Source organism: Actibacterium sp. EMB200-NS6 (assembly GCF_001305615.1).
Classification (GTDB): domain Bacteria; phylum Pseudomonadota; class Alphaproteobacteria; order Rhodobacterales; family Rhodobacteraceae; genus Actibacterium_A; species Actibacterium_A naphthalenivorans.
The window spans coordinates 2,060,243-2,081,344 of record NZ_CP010869.1; the positions used below are offsets into that span (position 1 = coordinate 2,060,243).

The following is a 21,102-nucleotide window of genomic DNA, read 5'->3' on the forward strand; positions in this document are numbered from 1 at the left end:
CCACTCTCCAGAGCTCTGTTCTCTGCATCGGTCCGTTGGCCTGAGAGTTTACCGGGGCGGTTGCTCCTTCGGCACTGGGTTTCCCCAGATTCTCCCGATGCAGATGGCGTGAACACTAAATCAAGCGCCACAACGCGGCAAGTCCTTGCATTCACCGAGGCAGCCGCCAGATTATGCGCCATGCAGGATCCGTTCTTCTTCGGCTACGGCTCGCTCGTGAACCGGGCCACCCACGGCTATGCCCGCGCCTTTCCCGCGCGGGTCAGCGGCTGGCGCCGGGCCTGGCGGCACACGGTGCTGCGCCCGCTTGCCTTCCTGACCGCCTATGAGGCGCCGGGGGAAGAGATCGACGGGCTGATCGCCGCCGTGCCGGGCCATGACTGGGCCGCGCTCGACACGCGCGAGGGCGCCTATGACCGGCACCCGGTATCGGGGCCGCTTGCGCATCACGCGCCGCATCCGGTGGCGGTGCAAATCTATGCCGTGCATCCCCGCCATTCCGATCACCCCGACACGCGCCACCCGATCCTGCTGAGCTATATCGACGTGGTCGTGCAGGGCTATCTGCGGGAATATGGCGTGGAAGGCGCGCGGCGGTTCTTCGACACCACAGATGGCTGGGACGCGCCGATCAGGGATGACCGCGCCGCGCCGGTCTATACCCGGCACCAGCGCCTTGATGATGACGAGCGCCGCTTCGTGGACAGGCAGCTTTCGCGCCTGTCGGCCAATCTGATCTGACCGGGCGCTCGTCAGCCGCCGCGGGCCTACTCGCTCACGCCGGCGAAAAGGGCCGCAGGGCCTGCTGAGCGGTCAGCCCGGCTTCTTCTGCAACAGCGGCATTACATCGGCCATCTCGGGCCCCTTCGCCCGGCCTGTCACGGCCTTGCGCAGCGGCATGAACAGCCCCCTGCCCTTGCGGCCGGTCTTTTCCTTCACCGCCGCCGTCCAACTGCCCCAGGTTTCGGGCGTATAAGGCGGTTCGGGCAGCAGCGAGAGCGCCTCTGCGACGAACGCCTTGTCCTCCTCCTCGACCACGGGCGCGGCGCCATTACGGAACAGATCCCACCATGCGGCCATATCGGCCTTCACCGTGATATTGTCCTTCACCACCTCCCAGAACTGCGGGGCGATATCGCCGGGCACCCCGAGCGCGGCAACGTCATCCGCCACCGCCGCCAAGGGCAGGCCATGCAGATGCCGCGCGGTCAGCGGGAACAGGTCATCGGCGTCGAATTTGGTCGGCGCCGCGCCGAAATGGCTGATGTCGAATCCCGCCACCAGTTCGTCGATCGAGGCGCAAAGCTCCACCGGCTGCGACGATCCCAGCCGCGCCATGAGCGACAACAGCGCCATCGGTTCCACCCCCTGCGCGCGCAGATCGCGCAGGCTGAGCACGCCCAGCCGCTTGGACAGCGCCTCGCCCTGCGGGCCGGTCAGCAGCGAGTGGTGCGCAAATTCCGGCACCGCGCCGCCCAACGCCCGGATGATCTGAATCTGGGTGGCGGTGTTGGTCACATGATCGGATCCGCGCACCACATGGGTCACCCCCATTTCCGTGTCGTCCACCACCGAGGCCAGCGTATAGAGCACCTGCCCGTCGCCGCGGATCAGCACCGGGTCGGAGACCGACGCCGCATCAATCGAGATATCGCCCAGAATCCCGTCGGCCCATTCGATCCGTTCGTGATCCAGCAGAAAGCGCCAGTGGCCCGACCGTTCGGCGCGCAGCTTGTCTTTCTCAGCGTCCGACAGCGCCAGCCCGGCCCGGTCATACACCGGCGGCCGGCCCATGTTCAGCTGCTTCTTGCGCTTCAGATCCAGCTCGGTCGGCGTCTCGAAACACTCGTAGAACCGGCCCGCCGCGCGCAGCCTGTCGGCGGCCTCGGCGTAACGGTCGAGCCGCAGAGACTGACGCTCGATCCGGTCCCACGTGATGCCCAGCCATTCGAGATCTTCCTGGATCGCGTCCACATATTCCTGCTTCGAGCGCTCCGGGTCGGTATCGTCGAGCCGCAGGATGAAACTGCCGCCCGCCTTGCGGGTGATCAGGAAGTTGAACAGCGCGGTGCGCAGGTTGCCCACATGCAGATAGCCGGTGGGCGACGGGGCGAAACGGGTAACGGTCATGGCAGTCTCCTGTTGGCCGCTGCTGTTTCACAGACGCGCGGCATTGTCCATATGACAGCACCCGGCACCGGGGCCCGGCAGCGCGCAAAAGCCATCCTCGCGGTCTCGTGACATGGAGATTGGGCCACTTGCGGCTACCCTTGTCTGCGAAACGGACGTTAACAGGGAGAAGACCATGGCATCCGAGATTTCACTGAACCGCCGGCAGGCGCTGCTTGCAGGGGCGGCGCTGCCGCTGGCCGGCGCCATGGGCACTGCCGCCCACGCCGCCGCGCCGATGCAGGGCCCCGCCCGGACACCGTTCAACCGCTTCATGCTGGGAGAGTTCGAGGTGACCGCACTTCTGGCCGGCACCCGCACCGTACCCGACCCGCACAAGATATTCGGCCTGAACGCATCGGAAGAGGAATTCGCCGAAGTCTCGGCCGCCAATTACATCCCCACGCAGGCCGCACAGTTCTTCTTCACCCCGACATTGGTCAATACCGGATCGGAGCTGATCCTGTTCGACACCGGGCTTGCCCCCGAGGGCATCACCGCCGCGCTGGCGGCCGCCGGCCATGCCGCCGATCAGGTGGATACCGTGGTGCTGACCCATATGCACGGCGATCATATCGGCGGGCTGTCAGGCGCCGCGGGCGAAACCTTTGCCAATGCAGGCTATGTCACGGGGGCGGTGGAATTCGATGCCTGGGCCAAGATGGGCAACGAAGGCTTCGACACCAAGGTCAAACCGCTGGCCGACAAAATGAGCTTTCTTGACGATGGCGGCAGCGTCACCTCCGGCATCACGGCGATGGCGGCCTTCGGGCACACGCCGGGCCACATGGCCTATATGCTGGAAAGCGGCGGCAAGAGCCTGTTGCTGGGGGCCGATTTCGCCAATCACTATGTCTGGTCGCTGGGCCACCCCGACTGGGAGGTGAGCTTCGACATGGACAAATCCACCGCCGCCGCCACGCGCAGGCGGATGCTGAACATGCTGGCCGCCGACAAGACGCCCTTCATCGGCTATCACATGCCCTTCCCCGCGATGGGCTATGCAGAGGCGCGCGGCGACGGGTTTCGCTATGTCCCGGCAAGCTATCAGATGAAGCTGCCGCGCGTCTGAAACGGCCACGGCCCGAAACATCCGGCGGGGCGCAACAGCGCCCCGTTTTTCTTTTGTCGGGCCTTGGCGGCGGCGCGGCGGGCTGGCAGTCTGGCCGCCGAAAGCGTCGAAGGGCACATGGCATGCAGGACATTCTGACGATCACACTGAACCCGGCGGTGGACCTGTCCAGCGCTGTCGATCAGGTGGAACCGGAGCTGAAACTGCGCTGCGACCCGCCGGTGACCGATCCCGGCGGCGGCGGCATCAACGTGTCGCGGGCGGTGCGCATTCTGGGCGGCCAGACCCGGGCACTGGTGGCGATCGGCGGACCGATGGGCAAGAAGCTGCGACAGTTGCTGGTCGAGGAAGGCATCGCCATCCTGCCCTTCCGCGCGCCCGGCGAAACCCGGCAGAGCCTGGCCGTGACGGACAGGCGCGACGGGCGGCAATACCGCTTTGTCTTTCCCGGCCCGACCTGGGATGACGAACGCTTGGCCGCCGTTCTGGGCAGCATCCGCGACGCGGTGCCCGACAGCGGCTTTGTCGTGCTGAGCGGCAGCCTGCCCCCCGGCATCCCGCCCCATTTCGCCACATTGGTCTGCGATTGCCTGAAGGATACCGGCGCGAAAGTGGTGGTCGACACTTCCGGCGCGGCCCTGCAGGATCTGGCGAAGGCGCATCCGCATGTGCCCTATATCCTGCGCATGGACGGGGAAGAGGCCGAGGGGCTGGCGGGCCAGCCGCTGCCCACCCGCGCCGACAGCGCTGCTTTCGCAGCGTCGCTGGTGGCAAGGGGCGCGGCGCGGGCGGTGGTGGTGGCGCGCGGCGCCGACGGATCGGTGCTGGCGGCCGACGGGCTGCGCCTGCACGCCGCCGCCGCACCGGTGCCTGTCAAAAGCAAGGTCGGGGCGGGCGACAGTTTCGTGGCAGGCTTCACCCTGTCACTGGCCCGGGGGCAGGATCTGGGCGCGGCGCTGCAGCGCGGTGCGGCGGCGGCCAGCGCCGCGGTGATGACCGATGCCACCCGGCTGTGCACCCGCGCCGATGCAGAACGGCTGATCGCCGAATGCCCGCTGACCGAACTCTAGCGCCACCTCAGGCAGCGATCTTGCCTGCGAATTCCACAAGGCGACGGGCCTGATGCGCGATCGCCGGTTCGGCCTTGTCGAACAGATCACCCTGCGTATGGGAATAGCCGTAAGGGTTGCCGCCGGCCTCGAAGATCACGCTGTCGGTATAACCCGGCGGCACCAGAACCGCGCCCCAGTGCATGAACGTGGTGTAAAGCGACAGCAGCGTCGCCTCCTGCCCGCCATGGGCATTCTGAGCGCTGGTGGTCGCGGTCACGGGTTTGTTCGCCAGCTTGCCTTCCTGCCAGAGCGGGCCGAGCGTGTCGATGAAGCCCCGCATCTGGCTGGCCACTACGCCGTAGCGCGTGGGCGCGGAGAAGAAGTAGGCGTTGGCCCAGTCCATATCATCCGGGGTGACGACGGGGATGTCGGACATCTTGTCCAACTGGGCCTTCCAGGCCTCCTGCCCGTTCACCACCTCTTGCGGCGCGGTTTCGGCGACGCGCAGCAGGCGCACCTCCGCGCCCGCATCTTTGGCCGCCTGGGCGGCGATCGTGGCGATCTGGTGATTGGTGCCATAGGTCGTGTAGAACACGACGGCGAGTTTCACGGTGGTCATGCGAGCCTCCTTTGTTATTGGAAGACTCAACTGTTCTGCCGCGCTGTGGTTGCATCACGCGCCGCGAATTGGCCGCCGGGCGCATCACTTGCGCGTGAACGCCCCCGCCCCGGTCAGGTCGGGTCGCGCCAGCGGTTGACGATGGGATAGCGCCGGTCCAGCCAGAAAGCGCGGAACGTCAGCCGCGCGCCGGGGGCGGACTGATAGCGCTTGTATTCCGAGAGATAGATCAGATGCTCGACCTTCTTCACCACATCTCGGTCGAACCCGGCCGCCACCGCCTCGGCCACTGATTTCTCCTCGTCGATCAGCATGGTCAGGATCGCGTCGAGCACCGGATAGGGCGGCAGGCTGTCTTCGTCCTTCTGATCGGCGCGCAGCTCGGCCGAGGGCGGCTTGTCGATGATGCGGGGCGGGATCACCTCGCCCGCCGGACCCTTCATCCAGGGCCGGTGATTGGCGTTGCGCCAGCGGCAGGTTTCGAAAACCCGCGTCTTGTAGAGATCCTTGATCGGGTTGTAGCCGCCGGCCATGTCGCCATAGATCGTGGCATAGCCCACCGCCACCTCGGACTTGTTGCCGGTGGTCAGCAGCATCTCGCCGAACTTGTTCGACATCGCCATCAGCAGCAGCCCGCGCAGGCGCGACTGGATGTTTTCCTCTGTCGTGTCGGGGGCCAGCCCCTCGAACAGCGGCGCCAGCGTTTCGGTCACCACCTGCCGCGCCGGGCCGATCGGAACATAGTCGTAGCGGCAGCCCAGCACCTTTGCCACGGCCTCGGCATCGTCCAGCGACGCGCGAGAGGTGTATTCGGAGGGCAGCATCACGCAGCGCACATTCTCGGGGCCAAGCGCGTCGGCGGCGATGGTCGCCACGATGGCGCTGTCGATACCGCCCGACAGGCCCAGCAGCACCTTGCCGAAGCCCGACTTGTCGCAATAATCGCGCAGCGCCTCGACCATCACGCGGTAATCCTGCTCCCAGACGTCGGGGTGGCGGCTCTTTTCGCCCTCCACCGCGCGCCAGCCTTCGGGCGTCTCGGTGAAATCCACATGCACCACCGTCTCGTCGAACACCGGCAGCAGCGCCGCCAGTTCGCCGCTTGGGTTCAGCACGAAACTGCCGCCGTCGAACACCTGATCGTCCTGCCCGCCCACCATGTTGAGATAGATCAGCGGCAGCCCCGTCTCGACCACGCGCGCCACCATATGGGTCAGCCGCCGGTCGAGCTTGTGGCGGTAGTAGGGCGATCCGTTGGGCACCAGAAAGAAGCTCGCCCCGGTTTCGGCCAGGGTTTCACAGACATCCGGGTGCCAGGCATCCTCGCAGATCGGCGTGCCGATACACAGCGGTCCGATGCGGTAAGGGCCGTTGACCGGACCCGAGGAAAACAGGCGCTGTTCGTCGAACACGGTTTCGTTGGGCAGGTGATGCTTCAGGATCGTGGCCTGCACCTTGCCACCCGACAGGATGAAATACGCGTTGTAGAGCTTCTCGGCAAAGGCATAGGGCCCGCCGATACCGATCGCCGGGCCATCGGCGCATTCCTTCGCAAGCGTATCCACCAGGCGCATCGCGTGAAGGGTGAAGCCGGGCTTCATCACCAGATCCTGCGTCTGATAGCCGGTGATGAACATCTCGGGCAGCGCCAGCATGTCGGCGCCGGCCGCCTTGGCGGTGGCCCATGCCGCGCGCACCATGTCGGCATTCGCGTCCAGCGCGCCGACGGTCGGGTTAAGCTGTGCAAGTGTCAGGCGAAATCTGTCGGCCATCGGCACCTCCGTGTCGAAATTTGTCTTAGCAGAGTTCTGCGCGAGGGAAAGCCGATTGATGGCGAAAACCGTTGTCAGCCCCGGGCACCTCCACTAGGCTCGGGCCGCATTCGCTGGGGTGGACACAGCAGGGGCTAAGGGGGCAGTCGTGCATAAGGCAGGCGCAGTTCTGACGGGCATTTTCATCACCATGGCCGGTTTGGCCGTGGCGCAGGAGGCCGGTCAGGTCATCACCAAGCAATATGATGACGGCGGCATCTACGAAGGCACTTTCAAGGATGGCAAGCAGGACGGGCGCGGCACCTACCGGCTGCCCAACGGCTATGAGTATTCCGGCGAGTGGGTCGCCGGAGAGATCCGCGGCACCGGCATCGCACGCTTTCCCAACGGCTCGGTCTACGAGGGCAGCTTTGCCAGGGGCAAGCCCGAGGGCTTCGGCAAGATCACCTTCGCCGATGGCGGCACCTATGAGGGCGACTGGACCGATGGCAAGATCTCGGGCAAGGGCGTGGCCGTCTATGCCAACGGCGTGCGCTATGAGGGCGATTTCCTGAACGCGCTGCACCATGGCACCGGCACGATGACCAGCCCCAATGGCTATATCTATGAAGGGGCCTGGATCGAAGGCGTGAAGGAGGGCGCGGGCAAGATCACCTATCCCGACGGCGCGATCTATGAGGGCGAGATGAAGAACGGCCAGCGCGCGGGTCAGGGCACGCTGACCATGCCCGACGGGCTGACCTATACCGGATCTTGGAAAGACGGGCAGATCAACGGCTTCGGCACGCTGACCCAGCCCAACGGCGATGTCTACGAGGGGCTTCTGGTCAACGGTGAACGCCACGGCGCGGGCAAGGTGACCTATGCCAACGGCGACGTCTATGAAGGCGCCTTCCAGAATGACAAGCGCCAGGGCCAGGGCACGTTCCGCGGCACCGACGGCTATGTCTACGAGGGCGAATGGGTCGAGGGCCGGATCGAGGGACAAGGCACGGTGACCTATCCTGACGGGTCGGTCTATGTCGGCCAGTTCCGCGACGATCTTGCCGACGGCACCGGCAAGATCACCTATCCCGACGGCTCCACCTATGACGGCGAATGGTCTGCCGGGGTGATCGACGGCAAGGGCATCGCCACCTATGCCAACGGGCTGGTCTATGAGGGCGAGTTCCGCAATGCCAAGAACCACGGGCAAGGCACCATGACCTTCACCGACGGCTATTCCTATACCGGCAGCTGGAAAGACGGGCTGCGCGACGGTCAGGGCAAGGCGACCTATTCCGACGGCACGGTCTATGAGGGCGGGTTCGTCGCCGGCCAGCGCGAAGGTACCGGCAAGATCGTGATGCCCGACGGGTTCACCTATGAGGGCGAATGGAAGGCCGGCGAGATCCACGGCAACGGGATCGCCACCTATGCCAACGGCGATGTCTATGAAGGCATGTTCGCCGAGGGCAAGCGGCAGGGCGAAGGCACCATGCGCTATGCCAGCGGCGAAGAGGAAACCGGCAACTGGAAGAACGGGGTGCTGACCTCGGGCGAGGCCGCCCCCGCGCCCGATCCCGAAGCCCCCGCCGCGGAGTAGGCGCGCGGGCGCGTTTGCCCAATATTTCAGCTTTCCTTTCCGGCCTCAGCGCGTATATTTCGCGCCAATGACACGGGATCTTCATATCACCATCCGCACCGGGGCCGCTTCGCGCGCCCTGCTGTCCCGTGCCCTTCTGCTCCTTAGCCGCCTCTGAGCGTGCCTTCGGCGCGACCGCTCAGGGGTGACCAGCGCCGGATTGCTTAGCTGAGGACTGAAAGAGAGACACCACCATGACCGATATTTCCAAACAGGACCGCGTCCTGATATTCGACACAACCCTGCGCGACGGCGAGCAAAGCCCCGGCGCCACCATGACCCATGACGAAAAGCTGGAGATCGCCTCCATGCTCGACGAGATGGGCGTGGATATCATCGAGGCCGGGTTCCCCATCGCATCCGAAGGCGATTTCGAAGCGGTGCGCGACATTGCGAAACAATCTCAGAATGCCGTGATCTGCGGCCTGTCCCGCGCCAATTTCAAGGATATCGACCGCTGCTGGGAAGCGGTGAAACACGCCGCCCGCCCGCGCATCCACACGTTCATCGGCACCTCGCCCCTGCACCGCGACATCCCCAAGCTCAGCAAGGATGCGATGGCCGATCTGATCCATGAAACGGTCAGCCACGCGCGCAACCTGTGCGACAACGTGCAATGGTCGCCCATGGATGCGACGCGCACGGAACATGACTATCTGTGCCGCGTGGTCGAGATCGCGATCCGGGCCGGCGCCACCACGATCAACATCCCCGACACGGTGGGCTACACCGCGCCGCGTGAAAGCGCCGATCTGATCCGGATGCTGATCGAAAAGGTGCCCGGCGCCGGGGATGTGGTGTTTTCCACCCATTGCCACAACGATCTGGGCATGGCCACCGCCAACAGCCTGGCCGCGGTCGAGGCCGGCGCGCGGCAGATCGAATGCACGATCAACGGCCTGGGCGAGCGTGCCGGCAACACCGCGCTGGAAGAGGTGGTGATGGCGCTGAAGGTGCGCAACGATATCATGCCGTTCCGCACCGGCGTGGATACCACGCGGATCATGAACGTCAGCCGCCGCGTCGCGACCGTTTCGGGCTTTCCGGTGCAATATAACAAGGCCATCGTCGGCAAGAACGCCTTTGCCCATGAAAGCGGCATCCACCAGGACGGCATGCTCAAGAACGCCGAGACGTTCGAGATCATGCGCCCCGAGGATATCGGGCTGAGCGAAACCAATCTGGTGATGGGCAAGCACTCGGGCCGCGCCGCGCTGCGCGCCAAGCTGAACGATCTGGGCTATGATCTGGGCGACAATCAGCTCAAGGACGTGTTCGTGCGGTTCAAGGCTTTGGCCGACCGCAAGAAAGAGGTCTACGACGACGACCTGATCGCGCTGATGCATGACAGTTCCTCCGACGAGGCGCATGGCCGCATCCAGGTCAAGTTCCTGCGCGTGGTCTGCGGCACCGAAGCGCCGCAGACGGCCGATCTGACACTGACGATCGACGGGGCCGACCATCAGGTTTCCGCCATTGGCGACGGCCCTGTGGATGCGGCGTTCAACGCGGTCAAGGCGCTGTTCCCGCATACCGCGCGCCTGCAGCTCTATCAGGTGCATGCGGTGACCGAAGGCACCGATGCCCAGGCCACGGTCAGCGTGCGGATGGAGGAAAACGGCAAGATCGTCACCGGCCAGTCATCGGATACCGATACCGTGGTCGCCTCGGCCAAGGCCTATGTCAACGCGCTGAACCGGCTGCTGGTGCGGCGCGAAAAGACGAGGCCGGCGCCGATGGCCTCCTGACACGCGCGGGGAAACCCGCCTTTTTCCGCGCCCGCCGGTCGGGCGCGGAACCCGCGAAGGCATAATTGCGCTGATTTGCCCGGCCCGCCCCTTTACCCTGCACCCGCCCGCCGCCTATAAGGCATTTCGGCCCGCGCACGAGAGAGTCGCGGATGGGGATTTTGGGAAACGGGAACGCCGCATATGGCAGCTTTTGGTGGTTTGTTTTCGTCGGACATGGCAATCGACCTGGGGACGGCGAACACACTTGTCTATGTCAAGGGCAAGGGCATTATCCTGAACGAACCATCGGTGGTGGCCTTCCACGTCAAGGATGGGCGCAAACAGGTTCTGGCCGTGGGGGAAGACGCCAAGCTGATGCTGGGCCGCACCCCCGGCAGCATCGAGGCGATCCGCCCGATGCGCGAAGGCGTCATCGCCGATTTCGACGTGGCCGAAGAGATGATCAAGTATTTCATCCGCAAGGTCCACAAGCGCACCACCTTCACCAAACCCAAGATCATCGTCTGCGTGCCGCATGGCGCCACGCCGGTTGAAAAGCGCGCCATCCGCCAGTCTGTTCTTTCGGCTGGCGCCCGCCGCGCCGGGCTGATCGCCGAACCGATCGCGGCGGCCATCGGAGCCGGCATGCCGATCACCGATCCCACCGGCAACATGGTCGTGGATATCGGCGGCGGCACCACCGAGGTGGCCGTGCTTTCGCTGGGCGATATCGTCTATGCGCGTTCGGTGCGCGTGGGCGGCGACCGGATGGATGACGCGGTGATTTCCTATCTGCGGCGCCAGCAGAACCTTCTGATCGGCGAGGCAACGGCCGAACGCATCAAAACCTCGATCGGCACCGCGCGCATGCCCGACGACGGGCGCGGCGCGTCGATGCAGATCCGCGGGCGCGACCTGCTGAACGGCGTACCCAAGGAGATCGAGATCAACCAGGCCCAGGTGGCCGAGGCGCTGGCCGAACCGGTGCAGCAGATCTGCGAGGCGGTGATGACCGCGCTGGAGGCGACGCCGCCCGATCTGGCCGCCGATATCGTGGACCGGGGCGTGATGCTGACCGGCGGCGGCGCGCTTCTGGGCGAGCTGGATCTGGCCCTGCGCGAGCAGACGGGGCTTGCCGTTTCCGTCGCCGATGAATCACTCAATTGTGTGGCACTGGGCACGGGCAAGGCGCTGGAGTTTGAAAAACAACTCCGGCATGTCATAGATTACGACAGCTAAGCGAAACCGCACGCGCCCCGCGCCCGAAGAAAGGCCGCCGTGGCAAAGGACCGAAACTCACAGGCCGACTATGTCCGCCCGATCCGGCGTATCGTGATCGGCGTACTGCTGTTTTGCCTCACCGGCCTGTTCCTGATCTGGCGGATCGACAGCCCGCGCGTGGAACGGTTCCGCGCCGCGCTGGTGGACAGGGTCGTGCCCTCGTTCGATTGGGCTTTCGTGCCGGTGACCAAGATCGCGGGCATGGCCGATAATTTCCAGTCCTACACCAAGATCTACGAACAGAACCAGGAGCTGCGGCGCGAGCTGCGGCAGATGCGGGCGTGGAAGGAAGCCGCCCTGCAGCTGGAGCAGGAAAACGCCAAGCTGCTGGATCTCAACAAGGTGCGGCTGGACCCGAAGCTGACCTATATCACCGGGGTGGTTCTGGCCGACAGCGGCTCGCCCTTCCGGCAGTCGGTGCTGCTGAACGTGGGCGCGCGCGACGGCATCATCGACGGCTGGGCCGCGACCGACGGGCTGGGCATCGTCGGGCGGATTTCCGGCGTGGGCCAGAACAGCGCGCGCGTGATTCTGCTGACCGATTCCAACAGCCGCATTCCGGTGACGATCCAGCCCTCGGGCCAGCGCGCCATTCTGGCCGGCGACAACACCAACGCGCCCGCGATCGAGTTTCTCGAAAATCCCGATGCCGTGCGCCCCGGCGACAGGGTCGTGTCATCGGGCGATGGCGGGGTGTTTCCCGCCGGGCTTCTGGTCGGGCAGGTCGCCCAGGGGGCCGACAGGCGGCTGCGGGTCCGGCTGGCGGCCGATTATGAGCGGCTGGAATTTCTGCGGGTGCTGCGCAACCGCGGCAAGGAGGTCATCGGCGAACCGGGCGGGCTGGTGACGGATGGCCGCGCGGGTGATCCGCCAGCGGCCATCGGCCCCACGGCGGAGGGCGGATGATGGTTGCCTCTGTCGCATCGCAACGTCTGGTCTATCGTGTGGTTTTCGGGCTTTTGGGCGCGGTGCTGATCTTTCTTTATCTTCTGCCGCTCGATACCACGCCGGGCCGGTTTCCGGGGCCTGACCTGCTGTTGTGCCTGGCCTTTGCCTGGGTGCAGCGCCGCCCGGATTTCCTGCCGCCCTTTCTTCTGGTCGGGGTCTTCCTGATGGCCGATATGCTGTTGATGCGCCCGCCGGGGCTGTGGACCGCGCTGGTTCTGCTTGGGGCGGAGTTTCTGCGCAGCCGCCACGGCGGCACCGGAGAGCTGCCCTTTCCCGCCGAATGGGCCTTTACCGCGATGGTGATCGCGGCGATCTCGCTGGTCTATATGCTGGTGCTGAGCCTGTTCGCGGTCGATCACGGGCAGCCCGTCATGGCGCTGATGCGCGCGGCCCTGACCATCGCGTTTTATCCCCTGGTGGTGTTGTTCTGCCATCATGGGCTGACGCTGCGCCGGCTCAGCCCCGGCGATGTCGATCCGCACGGGGTGCCGCGATGAAACATTCGCAAAAGGACACCGAGGAAAGCGCCCGCAGGATCACCCGGCGCGGGCTGATTCTGGGCGGGGCGCAGGTCACCTTCATGGCCGTGCTTGGCCTGCGCATGCGCTACATGCAGGTCGAACAGGCCGATCAGTTCCGCCTGCTGGCCGAGGAAAACAGGATCAACATCCGCCTGATCCCGCCGACCCGTGGCCTGATCTTCGATCGCAACGGCACGCCGCTGGCGCAGAACGAACAGAATTACCGCATCGTCATCGTGCGAGAGGATGCCGGCGATGTCGAAGAGGCGCTGGCCCGCGTCGCCCGGCTGGTTCCGCTGTCGGAAGAGGATCTCGCCCGCGCCCGCAAGGAGATCATGCGCCGCAGCGCCTTTGTACCCGTCACCATCGCCGACCGGCTGAGCTGGGAGGAAGTGGCCGAGGTGGCCGTCAACGCCCCCGCCCTGCCCGGCATCACGCCGGAGGTCGGCCTGTCGCGCAGCTATCCCATGGGCAGCGACTTCGCGCATGTGATCGGCTATGTCGGCCCGGTCAGCGATTACGACCTGAGCAAGCTGGAAAACCCCGAGCCGGTGCTGCAGATCCCGCGATTTCAGATCGGCAAATCCGGGGTCGAGGCCAAGACCGAAGACCTGCTGCGCGGCAAGGCGGGCAACAAGCGGATCGAGGTCAACGCCGTCGGCCGGGTCATCCGCGAACTGGACAGGACCGAGGGCCAGGCCGGCGCCGACCTGCAACTGACGATCGATCATGGCCTGCAGAACTTCATGCAGGCGCGACTGTCTGCTGAAAGCGCCGCCGCCGTGGTGCTCGACCTCAACGAGGGCGATCTGCTGGGCATCGCCTCTTCGCCGACCTTCGACCCCAACAAGTTCGTGCGCGGCATCTCTGTCGGCGACTACCGGGAACTGACGGAAAACCCCTATCGCCCGCTGGCCAACAAGACGGTGCAGGGCACCTATCCGCCCGGATCGACCTTCAAGATGGTCACCGCGCTGGCGGCGCTGCAAGACGGGGTGATCACACCGGGCGAAACCGTCTGGTGCCCGGGCTATCTGGAAAGCGGCGGCCGGCGGTTCCACTGCTGGAAACGCGGCGGCCACGGGCATGTGGATCTGAACAAGAGCCTGGAGCAATCCTGCGACGTGTTCTTCTACGATATCGCCCGCCGCGTCGGGATCGAGAAGATCACGGCGATGGCCAACACGCTGGGCCTGGGCATCCGCCACGATCTGCCGATGTCGGCCGTGGCCGAAGGGCTGACCCCCACCAAGGACTGGAAAAGCATCTATCGCGGCGGCGACTGGGTGGTCGGCGACACGCTGAACGCGGCGATCGGCCAGGGCTTCGTGCTGGCCTCGCCCCTGCAACTGGCGGTGATGACCGGACGGATCGCCACCGGGCGCGCGGTGACGCCACGACTGCTGAAGTCGATCGACGGGGTCGAGCAGGCCTCGGGGCGCGGCGAGGCGCTGGAGGTCAACCCGATGCTGCTGACGCATGTGCGCAAGGGCATGTACGCCGTTTCCAACAGCCGCCGGGGCACCGGCTATCGCACCCGCGTGGTGGACGAGGCGATGCAGCTTGCCGGCAAGACCGGCACCAGCCAGGTGCGCAACATCACGGCGGCCGAACGGGCGCGCGGCGTGTTCCGCAACGAAGACCTGCCCTGGAACCGGCGCGATCACGCGCTGTTCGTCTGTTTCGCGCCCTATGACAACCCCAGGGTCGCCGTGTCGGTGGTGGTGGAGCATGGCGGCGGCGGATCGACAGCCGCGGCCCCCGTCGCCCGCGATATCGCCCTGCGCGCGCTTTACGGCACGGTGCCGCCGCTGACCGCCTATCCGCAGAACCAGCGCCAGGCGGTGGGAGAGCTGTTCGACAAACTGCCACTGCGCGATCCCGCGGCGCCCCAGACGGTACGGACCCGCGTATGAGCTATCTTGAGTATAATCTGAAGACCGTTCCCAGCGGGCTGCGCAAGGTTCTGTATCTGAACTGGGCGCTGGTGCTGCTTCTGACGGCGGTGGCCGGGGCCGGCTTCATGATGCTTTATTCCGTCGCCGGCGGCTCGATGTCGCCGTGGGCCGAGCCGCAGATCAAACGCTTTGCCATGGGGCTGGCAGCGATGTTCCTGGTGGCGTTCGTGCCGATCTGGTTCTGGCGCAACATGGCGGCGCTGGCGTTTTCGCTGTCGATCATGCTGTTGCTGTTCGTCGAGTTCTTCGGAACGGTCGGGATGGGTGCGCAACGCTGGATCGATCTGGGCTTCATGCGGCTGCAGCCGTCGGAGCTGACCAAGATCACGCTGGTGATGATCCTCGCGGCCTATTACGACTGGCTGGATATCCACAAGGTATCGCGCCCGGTTTTCGTAGCCATGCCGCTTTTCCTGATCCTGCTGCCCACCTATCTGGTGCTGCGCCAGCCCGACCTCGGCACCGCGCTGCTGCTTGTCATCGGCGGCGCGGCGGTGATGTTCGTGGCCGGGGTGCACTGGCTCTACTTCGCCGCCGTTCTCGCGCTTGGCGGCGTGCTGGTGACCGGCGTGTTCATGACCCGTGGCACACCCTGGCAGTTGCTCGAGGATTACCAGTACCGGCGCATCGACACGTTTCTCGACCCGGCGTCAGATCCGCTGGGCGCGGGCTATCACATCACCCAGTCGAAAATCGCGCTCGGCTCTGGTGGCTGGTCGGGGCGCGGGTTCATGCAAGGCACGCAGAGCCGGCTGAATTTCCTGCCCGAAAAGCACACCGATTTCATCTTCACCACCCTGGCCGAAGAATTCGGCTTTGTCGGCGCCTTTTCGCTGCTGGTGCTTTACGGGCTGATCATCGTGTTCTGCATCGCCTCGGCGCTCAAGAACAAGGACCGGTTTTCATCGCTGCTGACCCTGGGCATTTCGGCCACCTTCTTTCTGTTCTTCGCGCTGAACATGTCGATGGTGATGGGGCTGGCGCCGGTCGTGGGCGTGCCCTTGCCGCTGGTGTCTTACGGCGGGTCGGCGATGCTGGTGCTGATGGTGGCTTTCGGGCTGGTGCAAAGCGCGCATATTCACAGGCCAAGGGGAAGATAATGCTGAACATTCTGTTTGCGGCCAACGCGTCGCGCTGGTCGCAGTACCAGGTGCCGCTGCGGCGCGCCTTCGATGCGGCCGGGCTGAAGGTGACCCTGTTCACCGAAACCGATGCGCCGGAAACAGTCGATTACATCATCTACGCCCCCAACGGCGCGGTCAGCGATTTTACGCCCTTTACCGGCTGCAAGGCCGTGCTGGGGCTTTGGGCCGGGGTCGAAAAGATCGTGGGCAACACCACCCTGACCCAGCCGCTGTGCCGCATGGTCGACTCCGGGCTGGAGGAAGGCATGGTCGAATGGGTGACCGGCCATGTGCTGCGCCACCATCTGGGCATGGACGCCCATATCCTGCATCAGAACGGGGTGTGGGAACCGGTGGCGCCGCCGCTGGCGCGGGACCGCACCGTGGCGATACTGGGCCTGGGCGAGCTGGGACGTGCCTGCGCCCAGGCGCTGGCCGCGCTGCGCTTCAACGTGCTGGGCTGGAGCCGCAGCCCCAAGGATGTGCCCGGCGTTACCTGCCTGAGCGGCGAAGACGGGCTGGACAAGGCCCTGAGCCTGGCCGAGATCGTCGTTCTGCTGTTGCCACAGACGCCCGAAACCGAAAACCTGCTGAATGCGGCGCGGCTGGCCCGGCTGCCCGAGGGGGCCGTCATCATCAACCCCGGCCGCGGGCCGCTGATCGACGATGACGCGTTGCTGGCGGCGCTGGATGCGGGCCATATCGGCCATGCCACGCTGGATGTGTTCCGGGTAGAGCCCCTGCCGCCCGCGCATCCGTTCTGGGCCCATCCCAAGGTGACCGTCACGCCGCATATCGCCTCGGAAACCCGCCCCGACAGCGCCTCGCGCGTGATTGCCGAGAACATCCGGCGCGGCGAGGCCGGAGAGCCGTTCCTGTTTCTCGTCGATCGCGCCAAGGGCTACTGAGCGGGCGCTCGTCAGGCCTTGCGGCCTTCGTCGCTGCCTGCCCCCGCCTCCGCGCGGGTGCGCGAACTTCCGCCCTACCGCAGTTTCGGCGGTTTGTCCGGGTCCATGCCCGGCGCCGATGGTTCGGCGCGCTGCGGCCGGGCCAGCGCGGGCAGATCGAAGCGCAGGCCGACGCGCGCCAGCCTCGGGGCCACGGGATCGGAGGCATCAAAAAACGCCACGTCGAGCGCGCCCGCCTCGATGCCGGAAAAGGTCAGCGCCTCGCCCACGGCCTGGGCCAGCGCGCCCTCGGCCCCCGGCGCGGCATCGACGAAGGCAAGCATGTGCCCCCGCTGCCCGCCCTCGTAGGTCACGCCGGCCAGATAGGCCAGTGGCGCGAGCCCGGCCGCGCTGGCCAGCTTTGCGTCCAGCGCGCCGAGCAGAACATCGGGCAGGCCACCGGGCGCGGTGATCTCCACCGGCAGCGCCTCGACCTCGGTCGGGCGCTGCGCCAGCGTGACGGCCAGCCAGCCCACCGCCTCTGCCGGGATCAGGATCGACGAGGGCGCGACGCCAAGGTTCACCCCCAGCCCGATCCCCTGATCCTCGAGCATCGTGGCGATCAGCCGCCCGGACAGGGCCGCGAAGGGGGCCATGCTGCCCACGAAATCGGCCAGCCGCTCTTCCCGGTCAAAGACCAGAACAAAGGAACCACCTTCGAGTTCAAACACTTGCGGGGTGATGTTGTCACCATCGGGCTCTGCCGCCAGCAGCAGGAACAGCTCGCTGTCCGCCAGACGCTCGAAAAACCGCAGCCGCAGGGCGTCGTCGCCCGGCGCGGCCTCCATCGTTGCATGCGCCCGGTCGAGCGGGGTTTCGTCAGCCATCCATCACCTCTTTCACGCGGGTCCGCAGGGCCGGCAGCACCTCTGCCGCGAACCACGGGTTTTTCTTCAGCCACCCCGTATTCCGCCAGGACGGGTGCGGCAAGGGAAAGACGCGCGGCGCATGGGCGCGCCAGCCCTGCACGGTGCGGGTGACACCGCCCTTCGCATCCGCCCCGAGGAAATATTTTTGCGCATAGCCGCCCACCAGCAGGGTCAGCGCCACATCGCCCAGCCCGGCCGTGATCCGGTCATGCCAGGTGGCGGCGCAGACGGGCGGCGGCGGCAGGTCGGCGCCCTTGGCGTCATAGCCGGGAAAGCAAAAGGCCATGGGCAGCACCGACAGGCGGTCGCGGTCATAGAACTGTTCCGCCGTGATGCCCATCCAGTCGCGCAGCCGGTCACCCGAGGGATCGAAGAACGGCCTGCCCGCCTTGTGCACCCGCATCCCCGGCGCCTGCCCCGCCACCACGATGCGCGCGCCCGAGCGGAACCACGGCACCGGCCGGGGGCTGTGCCCCGTGGCGGTGGCAGCGAAGCGCGGGGCGCAGAGCGTGCAGGCGGCAAGCTCTGCGGCAAGGGCGGTCAGGGCATCGGACATGGGGTAGATTTAGGGGCGATGCGGACCGATGCCAAACGGGGACTTGACTCATTTCTATATTTCTAGAATTATAAAAATATGAAACACCACCTGTCAGATGACCTCTCTCTTGCCCGCGCCGCCTCGACCTTTGCCGCGCTCGGCTCGGAACAACGGCTTTCGGTGCTGCGCTGCCTGGTGCGCGCCGGGCCCGATGGCCTGTCGATCGGCGAGCTGGGCGCGCGCAGCGGCATAACCGGATCGACCCTGACCCATCATATGAAGATTCTGACCCAGGCCGGCCTGGTCACGCAGGCCCGCCAGGGGCGCTCCATCATCTGCATCGCGGCCGCCTATGACGAGATGGAGGCGCTGTCGCGCTTCCTGCTCTCCGAATGCTGCGCCGACATCGAAACCCCGCCAGAAGGCCACCGCCATGACTGACACCACCCTGCCCCCCGCCCGCCTGCCCGCGCTTTGGAAACGGTTGGACAAAGCCTGGCTTGCGATCCTGCTGATTCCGCTGGTTCTGGCGCTGCTTGATCCCGGGCGGGTCTGGCCGACGCTGGATTTCGCGGCGCGGGCGCTGGCCCACACCGGCATTTTCATCGTCTTTGCGGTGCTGGCCGTCGGCTACCTCAAGGCCACCGGCGCAGAGACGCTGCTGGCCAAGGCCTTCGAGGGGCGCGAGGTTCGGATGATCGTGCTCGCCTCGCTCGCCGGCGGGCTGTCGCCTTTCTGTTCGTGCGAGGTGATTCCGTTCATCGCCGCGATGCTGGCCGTGGGCGCGCCGCTTTCGGCGGTCATGGCATTCTGGCTGTCATCTCCGATCATGGACCCGGCGATGTTCCTGATCACCTCGGGCACGCTGGGCATGGGCTTTGCGGTGGCAAAAACGGTGTCTGCCGTCGGCATCGGCCTGTTCGGCGGCCTGACCACCAGCATGCTGGCCCGGTCGGCCCTGTTCGCCGACCCGCTCAAACCGACGAAAGCCTCCTGCAACAGCTGCGGCTGCGGCACCTCGTCCTTCACCGGCAAGCCGGTCTGGGCCTTCTGGAAAGAAGACAACCGCCGCCGGACCTTTCGCACCACGGTGCTGGAGAACGCGCTGTTCCTGGGCAAATGGCTGTTGCTGGCCTACATGGCCGAGGCGCTGATGCTGCATTACGTGCCGGCAGAGATGATCGCCACGGTGCTGGGCGGCGACGGGCTGCGGCCGATCCTGCTGGCGGCGCTGGTGGGGGCACCGGCCTATCTGAACGGATATGCCGCCGTGCCGCTGGTCGACAGTCTGCTGCAACAGGGCATGAGCAACGGCGCGGCGCTGTCGTTCATGCTCGCGGGGGGGATCAGCTGCATACCGGCGGCCATCGCCGTCTGGGCGCTGGTCAAGCCGCGGGTCTTCGCCGCCTATCTGGGGCTGGCCATGGCGGGATCGATTGCCGCGGGCCTGATCTGGAACGTGATCGCCTGATCGTTCCGGGAGCGGTTGCCCCCGCTTTTCACATGTTCTATTCCATCCCGATAGAAACGGGGGATTACGCGCATGTACAAGGTCTGGAACTTCGTCACCAACTATTCGCTGCTGCTGATTGCAGGCGCGGTGATTGCTTTGTTCTGGGCCAATATCGACCCGCATTCCTATCACGCCTTCGTTGATTTCGTCCTGATCGACGATTTCATCATCGGCCATGCGCATGAGGTCGACGGGCATATCGAGCGCACGCTGACCCTTCACTATCTCGTGAACGACGGGCTGATGGCCTTCTTCTTCGCCATCGCGGCAAAGGAGGTGTGGGAAGCGGTCATCCTCAAGAACGGCTCGCTGCGCGGCAAAAAGGCGGCGACGCCGCTGGTTGCCACGCTGGGCGGGATGCTGGGCCCGATCACCGTCTATCTGGGGCTGGCCGCCGTGCTCGGCTCGGAGACGTTCAGCGCGGTGCACCGCGGCTGGGCCATTCCCACCGCCACCGACATCGCCTTTTCCTATCTCGTCGGGCGCGTGGTCTTCGGCGCCGGGCACCCGGCGGTGCGGTTCCTGCTGTTGCTGGCAATCGCCGATGACGCGGCGGGCCTGATCATTCTGGCGATCTTCTATCCCTCGGGCGAACTGGCCCCCGAATGGCTCTTGCTGTCGCTTGGCGCGGCGGTGGTGGTGTTCGTTCTGTTCAACTGGCTGCCGCGGATGCTGGACCGGGGCGACCAGCTTCGCACGCGATCGACGCAGGTACGCAAGTATCTTTCGTTCTGGCCCTATCTGATCGCCGGCGCGCTGAGCTGGTACGGATTCCAGGAGGCCGGCCTGCACCCTGCCCTGGGCCTTTTGCCCATCGTTCCGGCCATCCCGCATGCCGACCGTGCCTTCGGCATCTTCTCGGAGGCCGAGCAGTATCTGACCGACCTGCTGAACCATATCGAACATATCCTGAAGCACCCGGTCGAGGTTATCCTGTTCTTCTTCGGCCTGCTGAACGCGGGTGTCGAGTTTTCGTCGATCGGTTCGCCGACCTGGCTGGTTCTTGCGGGGCTGCTGATCGGCAAGCCGCTGGGCGTGACCCTCTTCGGCTGGCTGGCCGCGCATCCGCTGCGCCTGGGCCTGCCGGCGGGCATGCGCACGACCGACCTGTTCGTCATCGGTTGCATCGCCTCCATCGGCTTCACCGTGTCGCTGTTCATCGCGGCGGTGGCGTTTGACGGCAGCGTGATGCTGGGCGAGGTTCGGGTGCAGGATGCGGCCAAGATGGGGGCGCTGTTCAGCTTCTTCGGCGCCGTGCTGTCGTTTGCTGCGGGCAAGCTTCTGCGGGTCGAGAAACAGACCTTCTGACGCGGCATTGCACAGCAATGCCGCCCGGCGCGGCCGGCTTGCCCGATTGCGGCCAGA

The 21,102-nt window shown here is 65.8% G+C and carries 19 protein-coding genes and 1 riboswitch; of the genes, 14 read left to right on the plus strand and 5 right to left on the minus strand.

Features of this window, described 5'->3' with window-relative positions; translation table 11 throughout:
* Positions 1 to 18: 18 nt before the first annotated feature.
* Positions 19 to 107, minus strand: a riboswitch (glycine riboswitch).
* A gap of 73 nt (positions 108 to 180) precedes the next feature.
* Positions 181 to 741: a gamma-glutamylcyclotransferase family protein gene (locus TQ29_RS10025; protein ID WP_054539041.1), complete on the plus strand. Its 561-nt coding sequence runs from the start codon at positions 181 to 183 to the stop codon at positions 739 to 741.
* Between the two features lie 72 nt (positions 742 to 813).
* Here the strand turns inward: TQ29_RS10025 and gltX are convergent, their stop codons facing one another.
* Positions 814 to 2,130, minus strand: coding sequence for a glutamate--tRNA ligase (gene gltX, locus TQ29_RS10030; protein WP_037208210.1), 1,317 nt, complete (start codon positions 2,128 to 2,130; stop codon positions 814 to 816).
* Between the two features lie 175 nt (positions 2,131 to 2,305).
* Here gltX and TQ29_RS10035 point away from each other — a divergent pair, with 175 nt between their 5' ends.
* Together TQ29_RS10035 and TQ29_RS10040 are read left to right on the plus strand one after the other, a co-directional pair.
* Positions 2,306 to 3,241 (plus strand): MBL fold metallo-hydrolase, encoded by a 936-nt coding sequence (locus TQ29_RS10035; protein WP_054539042.1) that lies wholly within the window; start codon positions 2,306 to 2,308, stop codon positions 3,239 to 3,241.
* 122 nt (positions 3,242 to 3,363) lie between these two features.
* Entirely contained in the window at positions 3,364 to 4,311 is a 948-nt protein-coding gene (locus tag TQ29_RS10040) for a 1-phosphofructokinase family hexose kinase (RefSeq protein WP_054539043.1), read from the plus strand.
* Between the two features lie 7 nt (positions 4,312 to 4,318).
* Here the strand turns inward: TQ29_RS10040 and wrbA are convergent, their stop codons facing one another.
* Both wrbA and TQ29_RS10050 read right to left on the minus strand, forming a co-directional pair.
* Complete coding sequence (gene wrbA, locus TQ29_RS10045; RefSeq protein WP_054539044.1) at positions 4,319 to 4,912, minus strand: NAD(P)H:quinone oxidoreductase type IV; 594 nt, start codon at positions 4,910 to 4,912, stop codon at positions 4,319 to 4,321.
* 113 nt (positions 4,913 to 5,025) lie between these two features.
* Positions 5,026 to 6,684: an NAD+ synthase gene (locus tag TQ29_RS10050; RefSeq protein WP_054539045.1), complete on the minus strand. Its 1,659-nt coding sequence runs from the start codon at positions 6,682 to 6,684 to the stop codon at positions 5,026 to 5,028.
* 190 nt (positions 6,685 to 6,874) lie between these two features.
* Here TQ29_RS10050 and TQ29_RS10055 point away from each other — a divergent pair, with 190 nt between their 5' ends.
* The 8 genes from TQ29_RS10055 to TQ29_RS10090 all read left to right on the plus strand — a co-directional run bounded on the left by TQ29_RS10055 (position 6,875) and on the right by TQ29_RS10090 (position 16,778).
* Positions 6,875 to 8,269 (plus strand): MORN repeat-containing protein, encoded by a 1,395-nt coding sequence (locus TQ29_RS10055; protein ID WP_054540398.1) that lies wholly within the window; start codon positions 6,875 to 6,877, stop codon positions 8,267 to 8,269.
* A 233-nt stretch (positions 8,270 to 8,502) separates the two neighbouring features.
* The gene (locus TQ29_RS10060) at positions 8,503 to 10,056 is read left to right on the plus strand and encodes a 2-isopropylmalate synthase (RefSeq protein WP_037208218.1); all 1,554 of its coding nucleotides are present in this window, start codon (positions 8,503 to 8,505) and stop codon (positions 10,054 to 10,056) included.
* Between the two features lie 183 nt (positions 10,057 to 10,239).
* Positions 10,240 to 11,277, plus strand: coding sequence for a rod shape-determining protein (locus TQ29_RS10065; protein ID WP_037208221.1), 1,038 nt, complete (start codon positions 10,240 to 10,242; stop codon positions 11,275 to 11,277).
* Positions 11,278 to 11,316: 39 nt separating this feature from the next.
* Complete coding sequence (gene mreC, locus TQ29_RS10070) at positions 11,317 to 12,225, plus strand: rod shape-determining protein MreC (RefSeq protein ID WP_054539046.1); 909 nt, start codon at positions 11,317 to 11,319, stop codon at positions 12,223 to 12,225.
* Positions 12,222 to 12,764, plus strand: coding sequence for a hypothetical protein (locus TQ29_RS10075; RefSeq protein WP_054539047.1), 543 nt, complete (start codon positions 12,222 to 12,224; stop codon positions 12,762 to 12,764). The genes mreC and TQ29_RS10075 overlap by 4 nt, the downstream gene beginning before the upstream one ends.
* Entirely contained in the window at positions 12,761 to 14,704 is a 1,944-nt protein-coding gene (gene mrdA, locus TQ29_RS10080) for a penicillin-binding protein 2 (RefSeq protein ID WP_054539048.1), read from the plus strand. The genes TQ29_RS10075 and mrdA overlap by 4 nt, the downstream gene beginning before the upstream one ends.
* On the plus strand, positions 14,701 to 15,846 hold the full coding sequence (rodA, locus tag TQ29_RS10085; protein WP_054539049.1) for a rod shape-determining protein RodA: 1,146 nt from the start codon (positions 14,701 to 14,703) through the stop codon (positions 15,844 to 15,846). Before mrdA ends, rodA begins: the two co-directional genes overlap by 4 nt.
* On the plus strand, positions 15,843 to 16,778 hold the full coding sequence (locus TQ29_RS10090) for a glyoxylate/hydroxypyruvate reductase A (RefSeq protein ID WP_157445648.1): 936 nt from the start codon (positions 15,843 to 15,845) through the stop codon (positions 16,776 to 16,778). Before rodA ends, TQ29_RS10090 begins: the two co-directional genes overlap by 4 nt.
* Before the next feature lie 74 nt (positions 16,779 to 16,852).
* Here TQ29_RS10090 and TQ29_RS10095 read toward each other — a convergent pair whose 3' ends face one another.
* Positions 16,853 to 17,644: an SseB family protein gene (locus TQ29_RS10095; RefSeq protein WP_054539051.1), complete on the minus strand. Its 792-nt coding sequence runs from the start codon at positions 17,642 to 17,644 to the stop codon at positions 16,853 to 16,855.
* Entirely contained in the window at positions 17,637 to 18,242 is a 606-nt protein-coding gene (locus TQ29_RS10100; protein ID WP_054539052.1) for a uracil-DNA glycosylase family protein, read from the minus strand. Before TQ29_RS10100 ends, TQ29_RS10095 begins: the two co-directional genes overlap by 8 nt.
* Positions 18,243 to 18,320: 78 nt before the next feature.
* On the opposite strand from TQ29_RS10100, the gene TQ29_RS10105 reads away from it, so the two are divergent.
* The 3 genes from TQ29_RS10105 (at position 18,321) to TQ29_RS10115 (ending at position 21,045) form a co-directional block, all read left to right on the plus strand.
* Positions 18,321 to 18,665 (plus strand): helix-turn-helix transcriptional regulator, encoded by a 345-nt coding sequence (locus TQ29_RS10105; protein WP_054539053.1) that lies wholly within the window; start codon positions 18,321 to 18,323, stop codon positions 18,663 to 18,665.
* Positions 18,658 to 19,695 (plus strand): permease, encoded by a 1,038-nt coding sequence (locus TQ29_RS10110; protein ID WP_054539054.1) that lies wholly within the window; start codon positions 18,658 to 18,660, stop codon positions 19,693 to 19,695. Before TQ29_RS10105 ends, TQ29_RS10110 begins: the two co-directional genes overlap by 8 nt.
* Before the next feature lie 72 nt (positions 19,696 to 19,767).
* Positions 19,768 to 21,045 (plus strand): Na+/H+ antiporter NhaA, encoded by a 1,278-nt coding sequence (locus TQ29_RS10115; RefSeq protein WP_054539055.1) that lies wholly within the window; start codon positions 19,768 to 19,770, stop codon positions 21,043 to 21,045.
* Positions 21,046 to 21,102: the final 57 nt, after the last annotated feature.

Bases quoted from the DNA above. Each gene is read 5' to 3' on its own strand.
- TQ29_RS10065 (WP_037208221.1), top strand. From the start codon at position 10,240: ATGGCAGCTTTTGGTGGTTTGTTTTCGTCGGACATGGCAATCGACCTG.
- TQ29_RS10025 (WP_054539041.1), top strand. From the start codon at position 181: ATGCAGGATCCGTTCTTCTTCGGCTACGGCTCGCTCGTGAACCGGGCC.
- TQ29_RS10075 (WP_054539047.1), top strand. From the start codon at position 12,222: ATGATGGTTGCCTCTGTCGCATCGCAACGTCTGGTCTATCGTGTGGTT.
- rodA (WP_054539049.1), top strand. From the start codon at position 14,701: ATGAGCTATCTTGAGTATAATCTGAAGACCGTTCCCAGCGGGCTGCGC.
- TQ29_RS10055 (WP_054540398.1), top strand. From the start codon at position 6,875: ATGGCCGGTTTGGCCGTGGCGCAGGAGGCCGGTCAGGTCATCACCAAG.
- wrbA (WP_054539044.1), bottom strand. From the start codon at position 4,912: ATGACCACCGTGAAACTCGCCGTCGTGTTCTACACGACCTATGGCACC.
- TQ29_RS10050 (WP_054539045.1), bottom strand. From the start codon at position 6,684: ATGGCCGACAGATTTCGCCTGACACTTGCACAGCTTAACCCGACCGTC.
- TQ29_RS10035 (WP_054539042.1), top strand. From the start codon at position 2,306: ATGGCATCCGAGATTTCACTGAACCGCCGGCAGGCGCTGCTTGCAGGG.
- TQ29_RS10060 (WP_037208218.1), top strand. From the start codon at position 8,503: ATGACCGATATTTCCAAACAGGACCGCGTCCTGATATTCGACACAACC.
- TQ29_RS10100 (WP_054539052.1), bottom strand. From the start codon at position 18,242: ATGTCCGATGCCCTGACCGCCCTTGCCGCAGAGCTTGCCGCCTGCACG.
- mrdA (WP_054539048.1), top strand. From the start codon at position 12,761: ATGAAACATTCGCAAAAGGACACCGAGGAAAGCGCCCGCAGGATCACC.
- TQ29_RS10110 (WP_054539054.1), top strand. From the start codon at position 18,658: ATGACTGACACCACCCTGCCCCCCGCCCGCCTGCCCGCGCTTTGGAAA.
- gltX (WP_037208210.1), bottom strand. From the start codon at position 2,130: ATGACCGTTACCCGTTTCGCCCCGTCGCCCACCGGCTATCTGCATGTG.
- TQ29_RS10115 (WP_054539055.1), top strand. From the start codon at position 19,768: ATGTACAAGGTCTGGAACTTCGTCACCAACTATTCGCTGCTGCTGATT.
- TQ29_RS10095 (WP_054539051.1), bottom strand. From the start codon at position 17,644: ATGGCTGACGAAACCCCGCTCGACCGGGCGCATGCAACGATGGAGGCC.
- TQ29_RS10040 (WP_054539043.1), top strand. From the start codon at position 3,364: ATGCAGGACATTCTGACGATCACACTGAACCCGGCGGTGGACCTGTCC.
- TQ29_RS10105 (WP_054539053.1), top strand. From the start codon at position 18,321: ATGAAACACCACCTGTCAGATGACCTCTCTCTTGCCCGCGCCGCCTCG.